Source organism: Arthrobacter sp. KBS0703 (assembly GCF_002008315.2).
In the GTDB taxonomy this organism is placed as follows: Bacteria; Actinomycetota; Actinomycetes; order Actinomycetales; family Micrococcaceae; genus Arthrobacter.
In genome coordinates, this window is sequence record NZ_MVDG02000001.1 from 1,698,566 (window position 1) to 1,718,757 (window position 20,192).

Here is a 20,192-nt window from a genome sequence, read left to right on the forward strand (position 1 = left end):
ACATTAACGCAGCCTCACCGGAGACACCCGCCAAGAGTGATTCACAAAGAGAAATTGCGTCCAATTGGTGAGATTTTCGCCGCCCGAAGTGTGGAATAGAGCTAAGCTGTCTGCAGATCAGCGCACACTGGGAAACGGCTAGAAACCGCATTCCCATCCCGTCCAGCGACTGAATGAAGATCAACGTTTCAATGGTGAACGGCTGGTAGACAAAAACGCAGCGGGCACCGACCTGTGCCTTGCCGCGACCTGTCCGTACCGCTTGCCGTTAGCACAGAGAGGGGCCCGGTTTTCGTGCCACATTTGAAAGAGCAAGAACTGACATGGACCAGTTTGGACCAGCGCGCGGTTGACACGGTCCGTGTCCTTGCCGCGGACGCCGTCGAAAAGGTGGGCAATGGCCACCCCGGCACCGCAATGAGCCTGGCCCCGGCCGCATACCTTCTCTTCCAGAAGATGATGCGCCACGACCCCAAGAACCCGGACTGGATCGGCCGTGACCGGTTCATCCTCTCCCCCGGCCACACGTCCCTGACGCTGTACATCCAGCTGTTCCTCTCCGGCTATGGCCTGGAGCTGAAGGACCTGCAGGCGCTGCGCACCTGGGGTTCACTGACACCCGGCCACCCGGAATACAAGCACACCGCCGGCGTCGAGATCACCACCGGTCCGCTCGGCCAGGGCCTCGCGTCCGCTGTCGGCTTCGCATACTCCCAGCGCCGCCAGCGCGGCCTGTTCGACGCCGACGCTGCCGCCGGCACCAGCCCGTTCGACCACACCATCTGGGTCATCGCCTCCGACGGCGACCTCCAGGAAGGTGTCACCTCCGAGGCTTCCTCGCTGGCCGGCCACCAGGAACTGGGCAACCTCGTGGTGATCTACGACGAGAACCACATCTCGATTGAAGACGACACCGACATCGCCTTCACCGAGGACGTCCTCAAGCGCTACGAAGCCTACGGCTGGCACGTCCAGCGCGTGGACTGGACCAAGACCGGCGATTACAAGGAAGACGTCCAGGAGCTGCACGCGGCGCTCCAGGCGGCCAAGGCCGAGACGTCCAAGCCGTCCATCGTCTCGCTGCGCACCATCATCGGCTACCCCGCGCCGAAGAAGCAGAACACCGGCAAGATTCACGGCTCGGCCCTCGGCTCCGAAGAAGTGGCGGCACTGAAGCAGGTCCTCGGGTTCGACCCCGAGAAGACCTTCGAGGTCGACGAGGAAGTGCTGGCCCACGCCCGCGCCGTCGTGGACCGCGGCGCCCACGCACGCAAGGAATGGGAGGAGTCCTTCGCGGCCTGGCAGTCCGCCAACCCCGAAGCCGCCGCCCTTCTGGAACGAGTGGAAGCACGCAAGCTGCCGTCCGAACTCGACGCTGCGCTGCCCGTCTTCCCGGCCGGCAAGGACGTGTCCACCCGTGCGGCCTCGGGCAAGGTCCTGAACGCCATCGGCCCGGTCATGCCGGAACTCTGGGGCGGCTCCGCCGACCTCGCCGAGTCGAACAACACCACGATCGAAGGCTCGCCGTCGTTCGTTCCGGCGTCCAAGCAGACCGAGGCCTGGAAGGGCAACCCCTACGGCCGCGTCCTGCACTTCGGTATCCGCGAGCACGCGGCCGCCTCGATCGTCAACGGCATCGCCCTGCACGGCAAGACCCGCGCGTTCTCCGGTACGTTCCTGATCTTCAGCGACTACCAGCGCCCCGCCATCCGCCTCGGCGCACTCATGGGCGTGCCGTCGCTGTATGTCTGGACCCACGACTCCATCGGTCTGGGCGAAGACGGCCCCACCCACCAGCCGGTGGAACAGCTGGCCTCCCTGCGCGCCATTCCGGGCCTGGACGTCGTCCGTCCCGGTGACGCCAATGAGGTCTCGGCGGCATGGAAGTCCATGCTGGAGAACCACGACAACCCGGCCGGCATCGTGCTGACCCGCCAGAACATCCCCACCTACGCCCGCGGCGAAGGCGAAGCGGAAGGCGACACCTTCGGCTCCACCGCCGGCGTTGCCAAGGGCGGATACGTCCTGGCCGAGGCCTCCAAGGACGGTGCGACCGCGCCGGCACAGGTCATCCTCATCGGCACGGGCTCGGAAGTCCAGCTCGCCGTCGAGGCCCGCGAAGCGCTGCAGGCCGAGGGCATCGCCACCCGCGTGGTCTCCATGCCCTGCGTCGAGTGGTTCAACAAGCAGGACGCCGCGTACCGCGAGGCCGTCCTGCCCGCCGCAGTCAAGGCCCGCGTTTCAGTCGAAGCCGGCCTGGCCCTGGGCTGGAGGGAGTTCGTCGGCGACGCCGGACGCTCCATCAGCCTCGAGCACTTCGGCGCCTCAGCCGACTACAAGCGCCTGTTCCAGGAATTCGGCATCACCGCGGAGGCTGTCACCGCCGCCGCCAAGGATTCCCTCGCCGGAATCCAGTCCTGACAGCACCTACAGTTTCAAGGAGATATGAAATGACCACCACTCCCACGCAGCAGCTCTCCGACGCCGGCGTTTCCATCTGGCTCGATGACCTCTCCCGCGGCCGCCTGAAGACGGGCACGCTGCAGAAGCTCATCGAAGAGAAGAACGTTGTCGGTGTCACCACGAACCCCAGCATCTTCCACGCGGCCATCACCACCGGCCACGACTACGACGCCACCATCGCCAAGCAGGCAGCAGCCGGCGCCAGCATCGAGGAAACCATCTTCGAAATCACCACCACCGACGTCGCGGACGCCTGCGACCTCTTCGCCCCGGTCGCTGCGGCAACCAAGGGTGTTGACGGCCGCGTTTCCATCGAGGTCGACCCCCGCCTGGCCTGGGACACCGCCGGAACCATCGCCGAAGCCAAGCACCTGTACAAGAAGGTCGGCCGGGACAACGTGCACATCAAGATCCCTGCCACCCTCGAAGGCCTCGAGGCCATCACAGCCACCCTCGCCGAGGGCATCAGCGTCAACGTGACCCTGATCTTCTCGCTGGAACGCTACCGCGCCGTCATCAACGCCTTCCAGTCCGGCCTGGAGCAGGCCAAGGACAACGGCCACGACCTCTCCAAGATCCACTCCGTCGCCTCGTTCTTCGTCTCCCGAGTGGACTCCGAGATCGACAAGCGCCTTGACGCCATCGGCACCGACGAAGCCAAGGCCCTCAAGGGCAAGGCCGGCGTTGCCAACGCCCGCCTCGCCTACCAGGTCTACGAAGAGCAGTTCTCGACCGAGCGCTGGGCAGTCCTGGCCGGCGCAGGCGCCCTTCCGCAGCGTCCGCTCTGGGCCTCCACCGGCGTTAAGGACCCGGCCTACCCGGACACCCTCTACGTCACCGAACTCGTTGCACCCGGCGTCGTGAACACCATGCCGGAAAAGACCCTCGACGCCACGTTCGACCACGGCGTGGTCACCGGCGACACTGTCACCAACGGCTACGACGACGCGAACGCCACCCTCAACGCGCTGGACGCGCTGGGCGTGTCCTACAACGAGGTTGTGGCCCTGCTCGAATCCGAAGGCCTCGACAAGTTCGTTGCCAGCTGGAAGGAACTGCTGGCCGACGTTGAGGGCGCCCTTGCCACCGCACGGAAGGCTTCCTAATACACGATGAGCACACTCAGCTACGACGCCACCGGCGCCGCCCGGAAGGCTCTTGAGCAGCACCTGCCCGCCCTGGTGGAGGACCGGATCGCCACCCGTATCTTCGCGAAGGACCACACGCTGTGGGGTCCCGATGCAGAGGCCGAGTCCGCAGTCCGCCTGGGCTGGGTCGAGGCGGCCACCGTCGCGCGGCCCCTCGTCGCCGGCATCCTGGAGCTCCGCGATGCCCTGAAGGCCGACGGCGTCACGCGCATCGTCCTTTGCGGCATGGGCGGCTCCTCGCTCGCTCCTGAAGTCATCGCCGGCACCGCTGGCGTCGAGCTGACCGTGCTGGACAGCACCGACCCCGAACAGGTCGGTGCTGCCCTCGCGGACCGTCTCGCCGAGACCGCGATCGTGGTTTCCTCGAAATCGGGTTCGACCCTTGAAACGGATTCGCAGCGGCGGGTCTTCGAGCACGCCTTCAACGAAGCCGGCATCGACGCCAAGAGCCGGATCATCATCGTGACCGACCCCGGGTCGCCGCTGGACAAGGCGTCCCGCGAAGCCGGCTACCGTGCCGTCTTCAACGCGGATCCGAACGTGGGCGGACGCTATTCCGCCCTGACCGCCTTCGGGCTCGTGCCCTCGGGCCTGGCCGGCGTCGACATCGAATCCTTCCTGGACGAGGCCGAGGAAGCCGCCGAAATCCTGAACGAGGACGCGCCCGAGAACATCGGGCTGGCCCTGGGAACGGCACTCGGCGGCACCAACCCGCTGCGCGACAAGATCGTCATTGCCGAGGACGGCTCGGGAATTGTGGGCTTCGCCGACTGGGCCGAGCAGCTCATCGCCGAATCCACCGGAAAGCTCGGCACCGGCGTCCTCCCCGTGGTCGCCGGCACGTCCGCACCGGAGGTTACCTCCGGCGCCGAAGACGTACTCGTAGTACGGCTCGTGAGCCCGGATGCCGACGTCGAACTCGGCGAAAACGAAGTCGCCATTGCCGGCGGACTCGCCACCCAGATGATGGTGTGGGAGTTTGCCACGGCGGTGGCCGGCCGACTCCTGGGCATCAACCCGTTTGACCAGCCCGACGTCGAAGCAGCCAAGGTCGCGGCCCGTGGCCTGCTGGATGCCCAGCCGGAGCCCACACCGGCAGCCTTCGTTGACGGTGCCGTTGAAGTCCGCGGCGGCGACTGGCTCGGCGACTCGGCCACAGTGGCCGAGGCTGTTTCCGCGCTTCTCGGCCAGCTGGGCAGCAACGGGTACCTCAGCGTGCAGGCCTACTTTGACCGGCTGGCCTACGCACGACTCGAAGGCATCCGCGACGAACTCGCTGCGGTTAGCGGCCGTCCGGTCACCTTCGGCTGGGGACCGCGCTTCCTCCACTCCACCGGCCAGTTCCACAAGGGCGGACCCGCCATCGGCGCCTTCCTGCAGGTCACGGCCGCTTCCAGCCAGGACCTGGCCATTCCGGACCGGCCGTTCACGTTCGGCGAGCTGATCTCGGCGCAGGCCGCAGGCGACGCCCAGGTGCTCAGCGAACACGGCCGCCCGGTCCTGCGCCTGCACCTCACCGACCGTGCGGCCGGCGTGGCCCAGCTCCAGGAGATTGTTTCCGCGCTTGCCGGCCAGGCAACATCCGCCACTGAAAGCTAAGGCACCGAACCAACCATGCCAGATACCCTGAACGGCAGAAGGTCAGCAGGCAGGAACGGGAACCCGCTGCGGGATCCGCGGGACCGCCGTCTGAACCGGATTGCCGGACCGTCGTCGCTCGTGCTCTTCGGAGTCACGGGCGACCTCGCCCGCAAAAAGTTGATGCCCGCCGTCTACGACCTCGCAAACCGTGGACTGCTGCCGCCCAGCTTTGCCCTGGTGGGCTTTGCCCGGCGCCAGTGGGACAACGAGGACTTCGCCGCAGAGGTGAAGGACGCCGTCAAGACGTACTCCCGGACACCTTTCGACGAGGCCGTCTGGAACCAGCTCTCCGAAGGCATCCGCTTCGTGCAGGGCGAGTTCGACGACGACTCCGCATTTGAGCGGCTCGGCGAGACCATCAAGGAACTCGACGAGCAGCGCGGCACGCGCGGCAACCACGCGTTCTACCTGTCCATCCCGCCGAAGGCCTTCGAACAGGTCTGCCGGCAGCTCTCGAAGCACGGGCTGGCCCAGGCTGAGGGCGACAACTGGCGCCGCGTGGTCATCGAGAAGCCGTTCGGGCACGACCTTGAGTCGGCCCGGCAGCTGAACGACATCGTGGAGTCCGTCTTTCCGCCCGACGCCGTGTTCCGGATCGACCACTACCTGGGCAAGGAGACGGTGCAGAACATCCTGGCGCTGCGCTTCGCGAACCAGCTGTTCGAGCCGCTGTGGAACGCCAACTACGTGGACCACGTGCAGATCACCATGGCCGAGGACATCGGCACCGGCGGCCGCGCCGGGTATTACGACGGCGTGGGTGCCGCCCGCGACGTCATCCAGAACCACCTGCTCCAGCTGCTCGCGCTGACGGCCATGGAGGAGCCCATCTCCTTCAACGCCGATGACCTGCGCGCGGAGAAGGAAAAGGTGCTGGCCGCCGTCAGGCTTCCGGAGGACCTGTCCACCCATTCCGCCCGCGGGCAGTTCGCCGGCGGCTGGCAGGGCGGCGAGCAGGTACAGGGCTACCTCGAGGAGGAAGGCATTCCCGCCGACTCCACCACCGAGACCTATGCCGCCATCCGGGTGGACATCAACACCCGGCGCTGGCACGGCGTGCCGTTCTACCTCCGGGCGGGCAAGCGCCTGGGCCGGCGCGTCACGGAAATCGCCGTGGTGTTCAAGCGCGCCCCCAACCTCCTGTTCCGCGACCACGGCGAGGACGACTTCGGCCAGAACGCCGTCGTCATCCGCGTCCAGCCGGACGAGGGCGCCACGATCCGCTTCGGTTCCAAGGTCCCCGGCACGCAGATGGAAGTCCGTGACGTGACCATGGACTTCGGCTACGGCCACTCCTTCACGGAATCCAGCCCCGAAGCCTACGAACGGCTCATCCTGGACGTGCTGCTGGGCGAGCCGCCGCTCTTCCCGCGGCATGAGGAAGTGGAGCTCTCCTGGAAGATCCTGGATCCGTTCGAGGACTACTGGGAAGGCTTGGGCGAGCAGCCCGAACCGTACGCACCCGGCAGCTGGGGCCCGGCCTCCGCTGACGAGCTCCTTGCCCGCGACGGACGAACCTGGAGAAGGCCATGATTGTAGATCTTCCTGACACCACCACCTCCAAGGTCTCCAAGAAGATCATGTCCCTGCGGGAGCAGGGAGGTGTGATCGCCTTGGGCCGCGTGCTCACCCTCGTGGTGGTCACCAAGTCGGGCCTTGAGGAAGAGGCCATTGAGGCCGCCAACGAGGCCAGCCGGGAGCACCCCTGCCGGATCATCGTGCTCGCGGACGCCGGTTCGTCCGCGCCCAACCGGCTCGATGCCCAGATCCGCGTTGGCGGCGACGCCGGTGCCTCCGAGGTCATAGTGCTGCGCGGGTTCGGTGAACTCGCCGAGGAGAGCGAATCCCTGGTGGCCGCGCTCCTCCTGCCCGACGCGCCAATCGTGGCCTGGTGGCCGCACGGCGCGCCGAAAAACGCGAGCGAAACCTCGATCGGCCGGATCGCGCACCGTCGCATCACCGACTCCGCGAACGAAGCCGAGCCGCAGGTTGCACTCGAGAACATCCGCAACACCTATAAGGCAGGCGACACCGACCTCGCCTGGACGCGCCTCACCAACTGGCGCATCCAGCTGGCGGCCGTCCTGGACCAGGTGGACGCGTCTCCGGTCACGGCCGTGGCGGTGGAGGGCGCCTCCGACTCCCCCAGCACCATCCTGCTGGCGGCGTGGCTGACACTCTCCCTCGACGCTCCGGTGACCATCGTTGCTGATCCCGCGGGAACCGGCATCCGGCGCGTCCGGCTCAGCAGGGCCAGCGGCGACGTCCAGCTGTTCCGCCCCGGACTGTCCGTTGCCGAACTGACCCAGCCGGGCCAGCCCGCGCAGCGGATTTCCCTGCCCCGCCGCAGCCTGCGGGACTGCCTGGCGGAGGAATTGCGGCGCCTGGATCCCGACGAAGTCTTCGGCGAAGTGATTACTATTGGACTGCCACGTACCAATCTAAGGAGTGTCCGACCCAGTGAGCGCTGACCCCAGAGTAAGCATCCATCCAGACTCTTCCGTACTCATGGCCGCCATCGCGGCCCGCCTGATCACCAAGCTTGTGGATGTCCAGGACCGATTCGGTGAAGCAACGGTGGTGCTGACCGGGGGCACGGTGGGCATCGGCACGCTCAAGGCCGTGGCAGATTCCCCTGCTGCGCCGGCTGTGGACTGGGCAAAGGTCAACTTCTGGTGGGGCGACGAGCGTTTCGTCGGGTCCAAGGACCCAGACCGCAACGCGCTCCAGGCGCAGGACGCGCTGCTGAAGCACATCGATGTCGATCCGGACCGTATCCACGAGCCGGGTTCGACCGACGACTTCGAATCCCCTGAGCAGGCCGCCGAGGACTATGCGCGCAGGCTCGGCGAGGCTGCAGCTGCCGAGCACGCCGCGGACACCTCTGATGACAGGCCGGAGGAGCCGGGGAACCTTCCGCGCTTCGACGTCGTCCTGCTGGGCGTGGGGCCGGACGCCCACGTCGCGTCGCTCTTTCCGGAGCAGGCGGGCATCCGCGAGAAGGAGCGAACGGTCGTGGGAGTGCGTAACTCCCCTAAGCCGCCGCCCGAGCGGATCTCACTGACGCTTCCGGCGATCAACACCGCCGCCGAAGTGTGGATGGTGGTGGCCGGCGAGGACAAGGCCGGGGCTGTGGGCCTGGCGCTGGCCGGCGCTAACCCTGTCCAGGTTCCTGCCGCCGGGCCCGCGGCTGTCTCTTATACACATCTAGATGTGTATAAGAGACAGCCGCGGCGCGCGTGCCCCAGCAGCTAGTCCGGAAGGCTCCTGCCGGCTCGTAGCCTTCGCAGCGCTCCGGCCAGAACGTCTTCGGCGTCCTGGCTGGAGCGTCTTTCTTTAACGTATTCGAGATGGGTTTTGAAGCCGTCTTCTGCCGTCTCCTGCGCCGGCGCGGCGCCCGGATGCCGAGTCGCGGGCCTGCCGCACCGCCGGCAGTCCCAGAGGGCGGGAATCTCCTCGTCGGGCAGCTTAATGAAAACAGGCCGCGTCTCATGTCCCATGGCGCACCAATAGGAGACGTGAATACGCGGCAAGGGCTCCCCCAGAGGATCGTCACCCTGTCTCTTATACACATCTAGATGTGTATAAGAGACAGGGGTAACACCCACACGGGTACCCCGGAATCCTGACGTGGAATGCACCATGGGAACTCCTCGCTGCTAATGGCGACGCTGCCGTTAGGCTCGATAGCCCCAGTTTAGTGCGGAGTTGCCCACGGTGGCAGAAAAAGGCCCGGGCAAGTCCGGAATACATCCGGACCCGCCCGGGCCTTCGCTGCTAAGAGTCAGCTACTTAGGAGTCAGCCACACCCGTGAACCGCATCAGCAGCCCAAGCGCGATGATCACAGCGCCCCAGGTGATGCCAAGGATGATGGTGAACCTGTTCAGGTTGCGCTCGGCGACACCCGAAGAGCTCAGGCCCGAGCTCATTCCGCCGCCGAACATGTCTGACAGACCGCCGCCACGTCCCTTGTGGAGCAGGATGAGCAGCGTCAGCAGCAGGCTGGTGATGCCCAGGAGGATCTGCAGAATGACATGAAGAACGTCCACGACGGCCTTTCGAAGGGTAGGAAATACGGGAGTCTTGCCAGTGTCCGGACTAGCCCGTCACAAGGTGACTCTCGAACCTGACAATATTAGCAAACTCGGCCGGGTCGAGGCTGGCGCCGCCCACGAGCACGCCGTCGACGTCGCGTTCCTGGAGGATGGCTGCGGCGTTGCTGGCCTTGACGGATCCGCCGTACAGCAGGCGCGCCTTGGCGGCGACGTCCGTGCCGAAGAGCTCCGTGAGCTCGGCGCGGATGGCGGCGCACATTTCCTGGGCGTCCTCCGGACCGGCAACTTCACCGGTTCCGATGGCCCACACGGGCTCGTAGGCGACCACGAGTTCAGCAGCCTGTTCTGCGCTGAGGCCTTCCACGTCGGCGCGGAGCTGGTTCAGGGTGTGCTGGACGTGGGTGCCGGCCTGCCGGATTTCCAGGCCCTCGCCGACGCACAGCACGGGGGTGATGCCGTGGCGGTAGGCGGCCTTGACCTTGGCGTTGAGGACGTCGTCGGACTCGTTGTGGATGGTGCGCCGTTCGCTGTGCCCCACCAGCACGTACTTGCACCCGAGCTTGTTCAGGAACTGCCCCGAAATGTCGCCGGTGTACGCACCGGAGTCGAACTCGGACAGGTCCTGCCCGCCATACGAGATGTCGAGTTCGTCGCCCTGGACCAGGGTCTGGACGCCGCGGAGGTCGGTGAAGGGCGGGAAGACCACGGCTTCCACGCGGCTGTAGTCGTGCTTGGCGTCGGACAGGGTCCAGGCCAGCTTCTGCAGGAGGGTGATGCCCCGGACGTGGTCCATGTTCATCTTCCAGTTGCCCGCAATGAGAGGGGTGCGGTCAAAGGTGCCGTTAGTTGACGTTGTCACGTGTTCTCCAAAAAGTGCAGGTCAAATGTGCTTGTCATGTGAAACAGCCGGCAGGCGCCTTCCGTCGTGCGGAAGAAGGCGCCGTGCCGGCTGGTGTGTGCTTCTAGCGGTCCAGGACGGTGAGGCCCGGGAGGTCCTTGCCTTCGAGGTATTCCAGGCTGGCGCCGCCGCCGGTGGAAATGTGCCCGAACTGGTCATCGGAGAAGCCGAGGGTGCGGACGGCCGCGGCCGAGTCTCCGCCGCCCACCACGGTGAATGCGTCCGTCTCCGTCAGGCCCTGGGCCACGGCACGGGTGCCGGCCGAGAAGGCCTCGAATTCGAACACGCCCATGGGCCCGTTCCAGAACACCGTCTTGGCGCCTTTGATCCGCTCGGCGAATGCCTGCGCGGACTCCGGGCCGATGTCCAGGCCGATGCCCTGCGCGCCGAACCGGCTGCTTTCGATGGCCTCTGCACGAACGGTCTCGTGGTCCGCGTCGGCGGCGAATTTCGCTGCCACCACAACGTCGGTGGGCACCACGAATTCCGTGCCTGCGTCAGCAGCACGCTTCAGGTAGTCCTGAACCACGGGGATCTGGTCCTCTTCCAGCAGGCTGCCGGCCACTTTGTGGCCCTCGGCTGCGAGAAAGGTGAACAGCATGCCGCCGCCCACGAGGATGGTGTCCGCCTTGCCGATCAGGTTGTTGATGACAGCGAGCTTGTCGGAAACCTTTGAGCCGCCGAGCACCACGACGTACGGGCGCTGGGTGTCTGCCGTCAGCTTGCGCAGCACCTCCACCTCCGTGTGGACGAGGTCGCCCTGGTACGACGGAAGCCGGGTGGCGACGTCGTACACGCTGGCGTGCTTGCGGTGCACGGCACCGAAAGCGTCATCGACGTAGGCGCCGTTTTCCCCGGTCAGGGCCACCAGTTCATCGGCAAAGGCGCCGCGCTCTGCGTCGTCCTTGCTGGTCTCGCGGGCGTCGAAGCGTACGTTTTCGAGCACCAGCACTTGGCCGTCCTGCAACGACGTGGAGAGCTCCTTGGCTGACGGTCCGACAGTGTCCTGCGCGAGGGACACCGGGAAGGAGGCCAGCTCGGCCAGGCGCGTGACGGCCGGCTGGAGCGAATACTTGTCTTCCGGGGCGCCCTTGGGGCGGCCCAGGTGGGCTGTTACCAGCACGCGGGCACCGGCGTCCGTGAGCTTTCCCAGGACCGGCAGTGAGGCCTTGATGCGGCCGTCGTCAGTCACTGTAGAGCCGTCGAGCGGCACATTCAGGTCACTTCTGACCAGAATGTACCGCCCGCGGACACCTTCAGCGATCAGTTCGTTGAGGGTGTGAAATGTCATGAAGCTAACCCTAGCCCAGCTTTGCTGCGACGAGCTCCGTGAGGTCCACCAGTCGGTTGGAGTAGCCCCATTCGTTGTCATACCAGGAAACAACCTTGACCTGGTTGCCGATGACCTTGGTCAAACCGGAGTCAAAGATTGACGAAGCGGGGTCGCCGACGATGTCCGAGGAGACGATGGGCGCGTCGGTGTAGGTCAGGATGCCCTGGAGCTCGTCCGAATCGGCAGCCTTCTTCAGCGCGGCGTTGACTTCCTCGACCGTGGTCTCGCGGGAAACCGTGACGGTGAGGTCCGTAGCGGAGCCGGTGGGGACCGGGACGCGGATGGCGTAGCCGTCGAGCTTGCCCTTGAGTTCCGGGAGCACCAGGCCGATTGCCTTGGCAGCACCGGTGGAGGTGGGAACCATGTTGATGGCGGCTGCGCGGGCGCGGCGGAGGTCGTTGTGCGGGCCGTCCTGCAGGTTCTGGTCGGCCGTGTAGGCGTGAACCGTGGTCATGAGGCCACGCTCGATGCCGAACTCGTCGTTGATGACCTTGGCCAGGGGGCCGAGGCAGTTGGTTGTGCAGGACGCGTTGGAGATGATGTGGTGAGCTGCGGGGTCGTACAGTTCGTGGTTCACACCCATCACGATGGTGATGTCCTCGTCGGAGGCCGGGGCGGAGATCAGAACCTTCTTGGCGCCAGCTTCGATGTGCTTCTTGGCAGCAGCGGCCTTGGTGAAGAAGCCGGTGGACTCGATGACGATGTCCACGCCGAGCTCGCCCCAGGGCAGGTTGGCCGGATCGCGCTCGGCAAGGACCTTGATGGCGTTGCCGTTGACGACCAGGTTGCCTTCTTTGACCTCAACGGTTTCCTTCAGGCGGCCGCCGACGGAGTCGTACTTCAGCAGGTGGGCCAGTGCCTCGGGGCTGGTGAGGTCGTTGACGGCAACGATTTCAAGGTCCGCACCCTGTGCAAGCGCTGCGCGGAAGTAGTTACGGCCGATGCGGCCAAAGCCGTTAATACCAATACGGGTGGTCACTTTTTCAGTCTCCTTGGTGCTTGTGAAGCACAACTAGTTGAGCGGGCGTTCAAGCCAACTAACAGATCCCGCACGCCATTGGGCAGAGATGATTACCAGATCGGAGGGCGACCAGCCACATTGCTGAAGGCTAACCGCCTTCCGTGATCCATCTTACGTTTAAGAAGGTCCGCCCCCGCAAGTGCGGGGGCGGACCGTCCACAATTCGGCCCTAAAGAAGCCGAATGTGAAGTTTGTTACTGGCGCATGTACGCCGCATCACACTGCTAGAGCGTGATGAGGCCGGTGGCGTTCGCGCGGGCTCCGGCAAAGCGCTGGGCGACGTCGGCCCAGTTGACGATGTTCCAGAACGCTTTGACGTAGTCAGCCTTGACGTTGACGTAGTCGAGGTAGAAGGCGTGCTCCCACATGTCGAGCATCAGCAGCGGGGTGGTGCCCAGCGCGACGTTGCCCTGCTGGTCATAGAGCTGTTCGATGACCAGGTTTCCGCCGATGGGTTCGTAGGCGAGGAAGCCCCAGCCGGAACCCTGCAGGCCGAGGGCGGCCGCGGAGAACTGGGCACGGAAGGCGTCGAAGGAGCCGAAGGCGTCGTCGATTGCGGCAGCCAGCTCGCCTTCCGGCTTGTCGCCGCCGTCCGGGGAAAGGTTGTTCCAGAACACGGAGTGGTTGATGTGGCCGCCGGTGTGGAAGGCCAGGTCCTTGGAAAGCCGGTTGATGTTGGCGAAGTCGCCCTTGTCGCGGGCCTCGGCGAGCTGGGACAGCGCGTTGTTGGCGCCAGCCACATAGGCAGCGTGGTGCTTGCTGTGGTGCAGCTCCATGATCCTCGCTGAGATGTGGGGCTCCAGCGCTGCGTAGTCGTAGCTGAGTTCGGGCAGAACGTACTCGGTCACAAAATCCTCCAATGTCGTGGACAGTTTGTCCGGTTCGGTAACTCTCGGATTGTGCATCCGGATGACGGGTCACCCGGAAGTCTGCGGTGGCGGGTCCCTTGCGGGCCACCCTCCACGACCCGTAACTCCCGGGCCGTCCAAGGTATTTCCGCCACCTGGTCTTGATTCTAGGGGCGCACTTACTCGTCCAGCATTTCCGGCGTCACATTGGCGTCCGTGCCGGGAATGCCGAGGTCAGTGGCGCGTTTGTCCGCCATGGCCAGCAGGCGCCGGATGCGGCCGGCGATGGCGTCCTTGGTCATGGGCGGATCGGCGAGCCGGCCGAGCTCGTCGAGGCTTGCCTGCTTGTGGGCCACCCTGAGCTCGCCGGCGTACTTCAGGTGCTCCGGGACGTCGTCGCCGAGGATTTCCAGAGCGCGGTCGACCCGGGCTCCTGCCGCCACGGCCGCCTGCGCGGAACGGCGCAGGTTTGCGTCGTCGAAGTTCGCGAGCCGGTTGGCGGTGGCACGGACTTCCTTCCGCATGCGGCGTTCCTCCCAGACCATGAGGGCGTCGTGGGCGCCCATCCTGGTGAGCAGCGCAGCGATGGTGTCGCCGTCCCGGATCACCACGCGGTCCACTCCCCTGACCTCGCGGGCCTTGGCCTGAATACCGAGCCGCCTCGCCGCGCCGACGAGGGCCAGCGCAGATTCCGGTCCGGGGCACGTGACCTCCATGGACGAGGACCTGCCGGGTTCGGTCAGTGACCCGTGCGCCAGGAAGGCGCCGCGCCACACGGCCTCGGCGTCGGCGGCAGAACCGTTGACCACCACTGAGGGCAGGCCGCGCACCGGGCGGCCGCGGGCGTCGAGGAGGCCGGTCTGCCGCGCCAATGCCTCGCCGTCCCGGACCACGCGCACCACATAGCGGTTCCCGCGGCGAAGCCCGCTGCCGGACACGACGATGATTTCGCTCTGGTGTCCGTAGACTTCGGCGATCGCAGCCCGGAGCCTCCGCGCCGTGGAGGCCAGGTCCACTTCGGCCTCGATGACAATCCGCCCCGAAATGATGTGCAGCCCGCCGGCGAAGCGGAGCATGGCCGACACTTCAGCCTTCCGGACCGATGACTTCTTTATGTCCAGGCGGGACAGTTCTTCCTTGACTGATGCTGTCAGTGCCATGGCACCTTCCTAACTGTTCCCAAAAATATCCTGGTAAGCCGTAGCCAGCCGCAGGGGGTCGTGGACCGGACGCCGACCCGAAGCCCCTACTTTACCCAAGACAACCTCGGCTCCGATCATCCCGGCAGCCTTCTCAAATTCGCGCAGATCCGAAACCGAGGCGGGATCCGCCAGCACGACGTCCGCGCTGAATTCCGGCGCGTAATCCCGCAGCACGTGCAGGTGGTCGGCTGCGGACATCCCCGACGTTTCCTTGGTGTCCATGGCGAGGTTCATGGTGAGGCACCGCTTGGCCGGAGTGTCACACAGGGCCTGCCTCATTTCAGGCAGCAACAGGTGCGGGAGCACTGACGTGTACCAGGAGCCCGGACCCAGCACCACCCAGTCGGCGAGTTCAATGGCGGTCAGCGCTTCCACGCATGCCGGCGCATGGTCCGGAAGCAGGCGGACGCTCTCGAGCGAGCCGGCCACCGCGCACCGCGCCTGGCCCCTGATGGTGGTGAGCGTGCTGCTGCCGTCGGGGGCAGCGACGCGCACGTCGCCCTCGATCGTCAGCGGCACCGTGGACATGGGCAGGACCTGGCCGCGGGCTCCCAGCAGGGCCCCGGCCCACTTCAGCCCGGCCACCGCATCACCGAGGAGCTCCCAGAGCGTGACAATGAGCAGGTTTCCCATGGCGTGGTCGTCCAGCGAGCCGCTGCCGCGCGGCGACTGGAACCGGTGCTGCATGACGTCGCGCCAGGTGCGGCCCCAGTCGGTGTCGTCGCACAGCGCGGAGAGCGCCATACGCAGATCGCCCGGGGGAAGGACACCGTACTCCTGGCGGAGGCGGCCGGAGGATCCGCCGTCGTCCGCAACTGTGACAATCGCCGTCAGTTCGGAGGTCAGCAGCCGAAGTGCCGACAGCGACGCCGAGAGGCCGTGGCCTCCGCCGAGGGCCACCACGGAGGGGCCCTTGGCCTGTTGGGAGCCGGCCAGGCCGGCCGGTGGAACCAGCGGCAGCGGGCCGGTGAGCATGCCCATTACTCGCGGCCCAGATCCCGGTGCGTCGTGGTCACCGTAACGCGCGGATATTGCGCTAGCTTCTTGGACAGCTCGACGGCGACAGCCACCGAGCGGTGCTTTCCGCCGGTGCAGCCCACGGCGATGGTGGCGTAGTGCTTGTTCTCCCGCCGGTACCCGTCCAGGACCGGCTCCAGGGCAAGAACGTAGCGCTCGACGAAACTTGGCACGCCCTCGGCCTTGAGGACGTAGTCGCTCACGTCCTGGTCCAGGCCGGTGTGCGGCCGCAGCTTGGGCACCCAGTGCGGGTTGGGAATGAACCGGACGTCCGCGACGTAGTTCGCGTCCACGGGCAGGCCGTATTTGAAGCCGAAGCTCATGACGTTGAGCCGGAGGGCCACCGGACCCGTTTCCGAGAAGAGTTCCGTGACCGCGGTGGCGAGCCCGTGCACGTTGAGCGATGTTGTGTCCAGCACGAGGTCGGCTGAATCCCGCAGTTCCGTCAGGAGTTCGCGCTCCGCGGCTATGCCGTCCAGGATCCGGCCGCCGCCCTGAAGCGGGTGCGGGCGCCTCCCCTGTTCAAAGCGGCGGACCAGGACGTCGTCGCTCGCGTCGAGGAACAGCACCCGGAACGTGACGCCGCTCGCGGCGAGGGCGCCGAGGGCGGCGCGGATGTCCGCGAACAACGCCTTGCTCCGCACGTCCATGACGACGGCGAGCCTGGGAATGGACTGCGGGGCGTGGGACACCAGCTCTGCGAGGGTGCCCAGCATCTGCGGCGGCAGGTTTTCCACGACGTACCAGCCGTGGTCCTCGAGGGCATCCGATGCGGTGCTGCGGCCGGCACCGGACATTCCCGTCACCACGAGCAGTTCCGCTTCGACGGGCTTGACGGGCGTCAGGCCGTCCTCGTCCGCGCCGGATCCCGCCGTCGACTCTGCCATTAAATCCAGCCCCATTCCTGCCGTTGCTTCTTGTGTGCCGTTGCCCGTGTGCTGCGCACACTTCAGGACACGTCGGATTCCGTACTTACCCTAGCTAACATTCAGGACGCTAGCTAAGTTTCGAGGACTTCTCCGGTGGTCATGTTGATGGCCGGCATCGCATCGTCCGCCTCGCCGCCGGCTCCGCCCGCAGTGAAATGGGAAACGATGGCCGCTGCCAGCGCCGGGCCCACACCCTTGGCCGTCATGAGTTCCTCGGCGGTGGCCGCCTTGATTTTCCGGACCGAGCCGAACTGGGCCAGGAGCGCCTTGCGCTTGGACTCGCCGAGCCCGGGCACGCTGTCCAGGGCGGAGACCGTCATGGCCTTGCCGCGCTTCTGCCGGTGAAACGAGATGGCGAAGCGGTGGGCCTCGTCGCGGATGCGCTGCAGCATGTACAGGCCCTGGGAGGAGCGGGGCAGGATGACCGGGAAGTCGCTGTCCGGCAGCCACACCTCTTCCAGCCGTTTGGCCAGGCCAACGACGTAGACGTCGTCGACCCCCAGTTCGGCCAGGGCGCGGGCGGCGGCATTGACCTGCGGCTTGCCGCCGTCCACCACCACGAGGTTGGGCGGGTAGGCGAATTTTGACCGCGGAGCGGCGGTGGTGGTGTCCGCGATACTGGCGTCCGCAGGACCGCTTCCGGGACCGGCCGCCTCTGCCCCGGGGACCGGCTCCGGGGATTCCAGCTGGGAGGCTTCCACCTGCGCGGTCTTGTCCATCAGATAGTGCCGGAAGCGCCGGGTCAGGACGTCGTGCATGGCGGCGGTGTCATCGGTTGCCGCCGCTCCGGTAATGGAGAACTTCCGGTAGTCGGATTTCTTGGGCAGCCCGTCTTCCACCACCACCATCGACGCCACCACGTTGGTCCCCTGGACATGGGAGACGTCGTAGCATTCGATGCGCAGCAGCGGGACCGGCAGCTCCAGTGCTTCCTGGAGTTCCTGCAGCGCCTGGGACCTCACCGTGAGGTCGCCCGCGCGCCGTGTCTTGTGGAGCCGGAGCGCGTGTTCGGCGTTCTCCCGGACGGTGGACATCAGGGCGGCTTTGTCGCCGCGCTGCGGAACCCGGATGTCGACTTTTGCCCCGCGGAGACCGCCCAGCCACACGGCCAGGTCGTGGGCGTTGCTGGGCTCGACCGGCACCAGCACCTCCCGGGGAAGCCGCCCCTGGGTCTCGGCGTCTTCGCCGTAGACCTGCTGGAGCAGGTGCTCGACCAGGTCCGGTGTGGTGGCGTCCTCCACTTTTTCGACCACCCACCCGCGTTGGCCTTTGACACGGCCGCCACGGACATGGAAAACCTGGACCGCCGCTTCGAGTTCGTCCTCGTGCAGCGCGAAGACGTCGGCGTCCGTGTCCTCGGCCAGCACCACGGCGTTCCTCTCGAAGACCTTGCGGAGGGCCGCGATGTCGTCGCGGACCCTGGCGGCCCGTTCGTAGTCCAGTTCCGCCACGGCCGCCGCCATGTCCTTTTCCAGTCGGCTGATGAACCGCTTGGCCTCGCCGCCCATGAAGGCGCAGAAGTCCTCGGCCAGGGCCCGGTGTTCCTCGGGGGTGACGCGCCCGACGCACGGGGCCGAGCACTTGTCGATGTAGCCCAGCAGGCATGGCCGGCCGCTGGCCTGGGCACGCTTCAGCACGCCGGCACTGCAGCTGCGCACGGGAAATACCCGGAGCAGGGTGTCCATGGTTTCCCGGATGGCGCCGGCCGTGTAGGGGCCGAAGTAGCGGGTGCCTTTCTTCCGCTCGCCCCGCATGACCTGCACCCGCGGGAGCTTCTCCCCCATGGTGACGGCCAGGTACGGATACGTCTTGTCATCCCGGAAGACCACGTTGAACCGCGGTTTGAATTCCTTGATCCAGGTGTATTCCAGCTGCAGGGATTCCAGCTCGCTGCCCACCACCGTCCACTCGACGCTGCTGGCCGCGTGCACCATTGCGTGCGTTTTGGGCAGCAGGCCGGCGGGGTTCGCGAAGTACGTGTTCAGGCGCGAGCGGAGGTTCTTGGCCTTGCCGACGTAGATGACCCGCCCGTGGGGATCCCTGAACCTGTAGACGCCCGGATTGGTCGGAATTTCACCCGTCTGGGGCCGGTAACTCGTTGGATCTGCCACGGTTCCAGTCTACTGAGCCGGCGGCCGGCAAAATGCCATGCCCGGGGCGCCGGCCATGGTTCTACTCGACGGTTTTGCTCTGGTTGTAGCTGGTGGAGCGTTCCTGCCCGCTGAGTTCGGCGATGGCGTCCATGATGCGGTCGGTCACCTGGCGGCGCGCCGGCAGCGAGTGGTCCGGCCCGGTCTTGTCGAAGTAGAGCGCCTCGCCGACTTTCATGGTGAAGTGCTGCGGCTTGACCGCGTTGCGGCCCGCGGGCTGCAGCTTCTCGGTGCCGATCAGCCCCACCGGGATCACCGGCGCGCCGGTGGTCAGGGCCAGCCAGCCGACGCCGGTCCGGCCCCGGTAGAGGATGCCGTCGCGGGATCGGGTGCCCTCGGGGTAGATTCCGATTCCCCTTCCGTTCTCCAGGATGTCCAGGAGGGTCTTCAGCGCCTGCACGCTGGCTGCCTGCTCGCCGCGTTCCACCGGAATCGATCCCACCGCTTCGAAGAAGGACTTCATGACGCGTCCCTTGACGCCCTTGGTGGTGAAGTATTCCGCTTTGGCGAAGAAGGCGACAGGGCGGGGCATGAGGGCCTGCACGATCACGCTGTCAAGAAACGAGAGGTGGTTGGGGGCCACGATGAACGGGCCCTCCTTGGGGACGTTCTCGAGTCCGATGACCGTGGGCCGGCACGTTCCCGAGATGAGCCCGCGCGTGGTCCAGCGGATTCCGTCAAACAGCTCCATCGTTGCGCACCTCGCTCAGTGCTGCAGCCCGGACTGCTTCCAGCTCCTCGATTTTGCTGCGCAGGGTCAGGGTGTCATGGACCACCGCGACGGCGCCCGCTTCTTCCAGCTCGCCGTCGGGCGCGAAGCCCCAGCTGACGCCGATGCAGTCGATACCGTTGGCGAAGGCCCCCGCCACGTCCTGGGCCCTGTCCCCCACCATGATGGCGTGCTGGGTGCGGAGATCCGCCAGTGCGGCCGCGATGATCTCTGTCTTCCCGACGGGACCTGCGGCAGCTGCGGTCTCGTCCGCCGCGGAGCCCCTGATGAAGAGGAACCGGTCGGCAATCCTGTGGTGTTCAAGGACGAGGTTTGCCAGGTTTTCCGGCTTCTGCGTGGCCACCGCGACAGGACGGCCAGCAGCGACGTAGCCGTCGAGGAGCTCAACAATGCCAGGATACAGGCGGCTCTGCGCTATGCCGCTTTCAAGGTAGTGCCGCCGGTAGATCCGGACCGCGTCCGCCAACCGGGCCGCCGGAACCCCCGCGATGTTCAGCAGCGAGTCGCTCAGCTTGGGCCCGATCATCGCGTTCAGGACGTCCAGGCCCGGGACGGGCAGTCCCAGTTCCGTGAGGGCCGACGCAATTCCGTCTGTTATCCCGCCGGCCGGATCGACAAGAGTGCCGTCCAGGTCGAAGATCACGGGCACTATTGTTGAAGTCACCGGCTTAGTTTCTCACGACAGCACCCCTGCACAAACTCACATGCCGTCCGCGGAATACTTCAGCGCGGCCGATGGGCCCCGCCCGCCGCGCC

General features: G+C 66.3%; 17 protein-coding genes and 1 pseudogene. 6 read left to right on the top strand and 12 right to left on the bottom strand.

What is annotated here, in order from left to right; all coding sequences use genetic code 11:
* The first annotated feature begins 303 nt into the window (after positions 1-303).
* The 6 genes and pseudogenes from tkt to pgl all read left to right on the top strand — a co-directional run bounded on the left by tkt (position 304) and on the right by pgl (position 8,533).
* Positions 304-2,421, top strand: coding sequence for a transketolase (gene tkt, locus B1A87_RS08070; RefSeq protein WP_078029372.1), 2,118 nt, complete (start codon positions 304-306; stop codon positions 2,419-2,421).
* Between the two features lie 29 nt (positions 2,422-2,450).
* Complete coding sequence (tal, locus tag B1A87_RS08075; RefSeq protein WP_078029371.1) at positions 2,451-3,569, top strand: transaldolase; 1,119 nt, start codon at positions 2,451-2,453, stop codon at positions 3,567-3,569.
* 6 nt (positions 3,570-3,575) lie between these two features.
* Entirely contained in the window at positions 3,576-5,210 is a 1,635-nt protein-coding gene (locus B1A87_RS08080; protein WP_078029370.1) for a glucose-6-phosphate isomerase, read from the top strand.
* A gap of 15 nt (positions 5,211-5,225) precedes the next feature.
* A complete protein-coding gene (zwf, locus tag B1A87_RS08085) occupies positions 5,226-6,785 on the top strand; it encodes a glucose-6-phosphate dehydrogenase (RefSeq protein WP_078029369.1) in 1,560 nt (519 codons plus the stop codon).
* On the top strand, positions 6,782-7,723 hold the full coding sequence (locus tag B1A87_RS08090; RefSeq protein WP_078029368.1) for a glucose-6-phosphate dehydrogenase assembly protein OpcA: 942 nt from the start codon (positions 6,782-6,784) through the stop codon (positions 7,721-7,723). The genes zwf and B1A87_RS08090 overlap by 4 nt, the downstream gene beginning before the upstream one ends.
* Before the next feature lie 37 nt (positions 7,724-7,760).
* Positions 7,761-8,533, top strand: a pseudogene (gene pgl / locus B1A87_RS08095) (6-phosphogluconolactonase).
* On the opposite strand, the gene B1A87_RS08100 reads toward pgl, so the two are convergent.
* From B1A87_RS08100 to B1A87_RS08155, 12 genes are all read right to left on the bottom strand, one after another.
* Positions 8,504-8,896 (bottom strand): RNA polymerase-binding protein RbpA, encoded by a 393-nt coding sequence (locus tag B1A87_RS08100; RefSeq protein ID WP_144275756.1) that lies wholly within the window; start codon positions 8,894-8,896, stop codon positions 8,504-8,506. The pseudogene pgl and the gene B1A87_RS08100 overlap by 30 nt on opposite strands.
* 148 nt (positions 8,897-9,044) lie before the next feature.
* Positions 9,045-9,302, bottom strand: a complete 258-nt coding sequence (gene secG, locus B1A87_RS08105; RefSeq protein ID WP_056627064.1) for a preprotein translocase subunit SecG — start codon at positions 9,300-9,302, stop codon at positions 9,045-9,047.
* Between the two features lie 49 nt (positions 9,303-9,351).
* Complete coding sequence (gene tpiA / locus B1A87_RS08110; RefSeq protein WP_078029365.1) at positions 9,352-10,167, bottom strand: triose-phosphate isomerase; 816 nt, start codon at positions 10,165-10,167, stop codon at positions 9,352-9,354.
* Between the two features lie 103 nt (positions 10,168-10,270).
* Positions 10,271-11,497, bottom strand: a complete 1,227-nt coding sequence (locus tag B1A87_RS08115) for a phosphoglycerate kinase (protein ID WP_078029364.1) — start codon at positions 11,495-11,497, stop codon at positions 10,271-10,273.
* 10 nt (positions 11,498-11,507) lie between these two features.
* The gene (gene gap / locus B1A87_RS08120; protein WP_078029363.1) at positions 11,508-12,518 is read right to left on the bottom strand and encodes a type I glyceraldehyde-3-phosphate dehydrogenase; all 1,011 of its coding nucleotides are present in this window, start codon (positions 12,516-12,518) and stop codon (positions 11,508-11,510) included.
* A 266-nt stretch (positions 12,519-12,784) separates the two neighbouring features.
* Positions 12,785-13,408 carry a superoxide dismutase gene (locus tag B1A87_RS08125; protein WP_078029362.1) on the bottom strand — a complete coding sequence of 208 codons (624 nt, stop codon included), beginning with the start codon at positions 13,406-13,408 and terminating at the stop codon, positions 12,785-12,787.
* Positions 13,409-13,587: 179 nt separating this feature from the next.
* Positions 13,588-14,568: a DNA-binding protein WhiA gene (gene whiA, locus B1A87_RS08130; RefSeq protein ID WP_078029361.1), complete on the bottom strand. Its 981-nt coding sequence runs from the start codon at positions 14,566-14,568 to the stop codon at positions 13,588-13,590.
* Between the two features lie 9 nt (positions 14,569-14,577).
* Positions 14,578-15,591: a uridine diphosphate-N-acetylglucosamine-binding protein YvcK gene (gene yvcK / locus B1A87_RS08135; RefSeq protein ID WP_078029360.1), complete on the bottom strand. Its 1,014-nt coding sequence runs from the start codon at positions 15,589-15,591 to the stop codon at positions 14,578-14,580.
* Positions 15,591-16,514 carry an RNase adapter RapZ gene (gene rapZ, locus B1A87_RS08140; protein ID WP_078029359.1) on the bottom strand — a complete coding sequence of 308 codons (924 nt, stop codon included), beginning with the start codon at positions 16,512-16,514 and terminating at the stop codon, positions 15,591-15,593. Before rapZ ends, yvcK begins: the two co-directional genes overlap by 1 nt.
* A 113-nt stretch (positions 16,515-16,627) precedes the next feature.
* Complete coding sequence (gene uvrC, locus B1A87_RS08145; RefSeq protein ID WP_078029358.1) at positions 16,628-18,667, bottom strand: excinuclease ABC subunit UvrC; 2,040 nt, start codon at positions 18,665-18,667, stop codon at positions 16,628-16,630.
* A 61-nt stretch (positions 18,668-18,728) separates the two neighbouring features.
* Positions 18,729-19,397 carry a 1-acyl-sn-glycerol-3-phosphate acyltransferase gene (locus B1A87_RS08150; protein ID WP_078029357.1) on the bottom strand — a complete coding sequence of 223 codons (669 nt, stop codon included), beginning with the start codon at positions 19,395-19,397 and terminating at the stop codon, positions 18,729-18,731.
* Entirely contained in the window at positions 19,384-20,100 is a 717-nt protein-coding gene (locus tag B1A87_RS08155) for an HAD hydrolase-like protein (protein ID WP_078029356.1), read from the bottom strand. The genes B1A87_RS08150 and B1A87_RS08155 overlap by 14 nt, the downstream gene beginning before the upstream one ends.
* Between the last annotated feature and the right edge of the window lie 92 nt (positions 20,101-20,192).